3 protein-coding genes are annotated in these 3,415 nt (G+C 75.4%); all 3 read left to right on the forward strand.

Going from position 1 to position 3,415, the window contains the following annotated elements:
- Positions 1-38: 38 nt before the first annotated feature.
- From ABD308_RS31600 to ABD308_RS31610, 3 genes are read left to right on the forward strand one after another with little or no spacing between them, the layout of a single operon-like run.
- A complete protein-coding gene (locus ABD308_RS31600; protein WP_344342666.1) occupies positions 39-716 on the forward strand; it encodes an SCO family protein in 678 nt (225 codons plus the stop codon).
- Positions 713-1,216: a copper chaperone PCu(A)C gene (locus ABD308_RS31605; protein WP_344342668.1), complete on the forward strand. Its 504-nt coding sequence runs from the start codon at positions 713-715 to the stop codon at positions 1,214-1,216. The genes ABD308_RS31600 and ABD308_RS31605 overlap by 4 nt, the downstream gene beginning before the upstream one ends.
- Positions 1,217-1,228: 12 nt before the next feature.
- Positions 1,229-3,289: a copper resistance CopC/CopD family protein gene (locus tag ABD308_RS31610; RefSeq protein WP_344342672.1), complete on the forward strand. Its 2,061-nt coding sequence runs from the start codon at positions 1,229-1,231 to the stop codon at positions 3,287-3,289.
- Positions 3,290-3,415 lie beyond the last annotated feature (126 nt).

The raw sequence follows: 3,415 nt of genomic DNA on the forward strand, positions 1-3,415 counted from the left end.
CCCGCCGGTGATCCACCGCACACGATCGGACCTCCCCCATGCCCCGCACCGCCCGCACCCCCCGCTCCGCCCGCCTGGCCGGCGCCGTCGCCGTCGCCCTGGCCGCCGCGCTCACCCTGACCGCCTGCGGCTCCGACGGCGGTTCCGCCTCCCCCGCCAAGGTCGTCCAGCAGAAGTCCGACTCGCCGTACGAGGGCACCGTGCTCGGCAAGCACTTCGAGAAGCCGGACCTCCAGCTGACCGACACCGCCGGCCAGCCGTACGACCTGCGCCAGCGGACCAGCGGCAAGACCACCCTGCTGTTCTTCGGCTACACCAGCTGCCCGGACGTCTGCCCGACCACCATGGGCGACATCGGCGTGGCGATGAAGAAGCTCTCCCCGGAGGAGCGGCAGAAGGTCAACATCGTCTTCGTCTCCACCGACCCGCAGCGCGACACCCCGCAGGTGCTGCGCACCTGGCTGGACTCGATGGGCAGCGACTTCATAGGCCTGACCGGGGACCTGGAGAAGGTGAAGGCGGCCGCCAAGACGCTCGGCATCCTGATCGAGGACCCGGTGGTCAACAAGGACGGCACGGTCACCTCCACCCACGGCGCCCAGGTGCTGGCCTTCCTGCCCTCCGACGACAAGGCCCACCTGCTCTACCTGAGCGGCACCGAGGTGAAGACCTACGAGCACGACCTGCCGCTGCTCGCCCAGGGGGTCGCCGCGTGAAGGGCTCCCTCGGCTTCCGCCGGACGGCACTCGCCGGGGCGGCGCTGGCGACGGCACTGGGCGGCAGCGCCCTCCTGGTCGCCTGCGGGTCCGGCCAGGGCGACGGCGGCGCACCCGCCACCGCCACGGCGGCCCGGCTGAGCGTCGACGACTCCTACATCCCGCTGCCGCCGGCCGGCGGGATGGCGGCCGGCTACCTGACGGTGCGCAACGACGGCGGCCAGGGCGACGAGCTGGTCCAGGTCTCCAGCCCCGGCGCCTCCTCGGTCACCATGCACCGCTCCACGGCCAGCACCATGGAGCAGGTCGAGAAGCTGGACGTGCCGGCGAACGGCGCGCTGCGGCTCGCCCGCGGCGGCGCCCATCTGATGATCATGGGATGGGAGAAGGCCCCCGTCCTCGGCGACGAGCTCGAACTCGACCTGACCTTCGCCCGCACCGGCACCATCTCGGTCAAGGTGCCGGTCAAGGAGCTCACCTACCGCCCCGGCCAGCAGTAAGGGACCCGCACGATGCTGATCGCACCGCGACTGACGGGACGGCGGATCGCCGGGCTGATCGGCGTGCTCGGCGCCGTCCTCGCGCTGCTGCTCGCCGGCGCCGGACCGGCCGCCGCGCACGCCGCCCTGCAGTCCTCCGACCCCGCGCAGGGCGCCGTCCTGCCCACCGCTCCGCAGTCCGTCACGCTGACCTTCAGCGAGGCCGTCTCGCTGTCCCCGGACTCGGTGCGGGTGCTCGACCCGGCCGGCAAGGCCGTGGACGCGGGCGCCCCCGCGCACGCCGACGGCAAGGACAACACCGCCCGGGTCGCGCTCGGCACCGGACTCGCCAACGGCACCTACACCGTCGCCTGGCGGGCCGTGTCCGAGGACTCGCACCCCATCGGCGGGGCGTTCGTCTTCTCCATCGGCGCGCCCTCGGCCACCACCGTCTCCGCCACCGCGCTGCAGAACGCCGACGCGGACGGCCTGGTCGCCGCGCTCTACGGCACCGGCCGGGCCGTCGCGTACGGGGCGTTCGCGCTGCTCGCCGGCGCGGCCGGCTTCGTGCTGCTCTGCTGGCCCGCCGGGGCGGCCCGGCGCCCGGTGCAGCGGCTGCTGATGAGCGGCTGGGTGGCGCTGCTGGTGTCCACCGTCGCGGTGCTGATGCTGCGCGGCCCGTACGAGCGGGGCTCGGGGATCGGCAAGGCCTTCGACCTGTCGCTGATCCGCAGCACGCTGGACGAGCGGATCGGCACCGCGCTGGCCGCCCGGCTGCTGCTGCTCGCGGCGAGCGGGGTGTTCCTGTCGCTGCTGGTCGGCCAGCTCGGTCAGCCGGCCGCCCGCCCCGTCGAGGCCGCTTCGGCGGGCGGCGAGGGGGACCGTGAGGAGGCCGAGCTGCGGGAGCTGGAGCGCCGCGCCGCCGAGCGCCCGCAGCGCGATGCCCGGCTGGGCCTCGGGGTGGCCGGGCTGGTGCTGGCCGTCGCGCTCTCGGCGACCTGGGCCGGCGCCGACCACGCCTCGGTGGGCATCCAGGTCTGGCTCGCGCTGCCGCTCGGCATGCTCCACCTGGTCGCGATGGCGCTCTGGCTGGGCGGCCTGGCGGCCATGCTGATCGGGCTGCGCGAGGGGATCGGCGCGGACGTCGCCGACCGCTTCTCCAAGCTCGCCTTCGGCGCCGTCCTGGTGCTGGCCGGCACCGGCGTCTACCAGTCCTGGCGCGGCCTCGGCGGCTGGGGCGCGCTGACCGGCACCGACTACGGGCGGCTGCTGCTGGTGAAGACCGGCTGCGTGCTCGTCATGCTCGGCGCCGCCTGGCTGTCCCGCGGCTGGCTGGCCCGACTGCGCGCGACCCCGGAGGAGGCGGCCGAGGTCGTCCCGGCGGCGGTCGCGGTCGCGGCCGACCCGGTCGGCGGCGGTACCGGTGCCGACACGAGCGGCACGACCGACACGACCGACACGGCCGGCGCGGACTCCGACGACCCGGTCCGGCGGGCCCAGCTGGCCCGGCAGCGGGCCGCCCGGGAGAGCGCCGACCGGGCCCGCGGGCTCACCCCGGCCCGCGCCGGGCTGCGCCGCTCGGTGCTGATCGAGGCGGCCGTCGCGGTGGCCGTCCTGGTCGCCACCACGCTGCTCACCAACACCCCGCCCGGACGGGTGGCCGGCGAGATCGAGGCCGGGGCCGCGAACGCCACCGCCCCGGCGGCCGGTGCCACCGGTGGGGCGCCCGACCCGCAGACCGTGCCGGGCCGGACCGTGGAGCTCAAGCTCCCGTACGACACCAAGGGCCGCACGCCGAACGCCAAGGGCACCGCGACGGTCACCCTCAACCCGGCGGGCACCGGGTCGAACGAGGTGCACCTGAAGCTGGACGGCACGGACGGGCAGCCGGTCGAGGTGCCGGAGGTGGAGCTGGCCTTCACCCTGCCGGACCGCGACCTCGGCCCGCTCACCGTCCCGCTGACCGCCGAGGGCACCGGGCGCTGGACCGGGACGGCGCAGCTGCCGCTCGCCGGGAACTGGGTGGTGTCGGTGGTGGTCAGGTCCTCCGACATCGACCAGACCACGGAGATCAAGCAGCTGAAGATCGGATAGGGCGGACCACCCCGATGAAGACCAGCACCGAAAGCACCGCGGAGCGCGACGGCACCACCGGAGCCACCGGGAGCACCGGGCCCGGCTTCACCCGGCGGGCCCTGCTGGGCACCGCCGGGGCCGGCC

It is taken from the genome of Kitasatospora putterlickiae (assembly GCF_039527695.1).
Taxonomy (GTDB): Bacteria; Actinomycetota; Actinomycetes; order Streptomycetales; family Streptomycetaceae; genus Kitasatospora; species Kitasatospora putterlickiae.

Excerpts from the sequence above, each read along its gene's own strand:
- ABD308_RS31600 (WP_344342666.1), top strand. The coding sequence starts at position 39 with ATGCCCCGCACCGCCCGCACCCCCCGCTCCGCCCGCCTGGCCGGCGCC.
- ABD308_RS31610 (WP_344342672.1), top strand. The coding sequence starts at position 1,229 with ATGCTGATCGCACCGCGACTGACGGGACGGCGGATCGCCGGGCTGATC.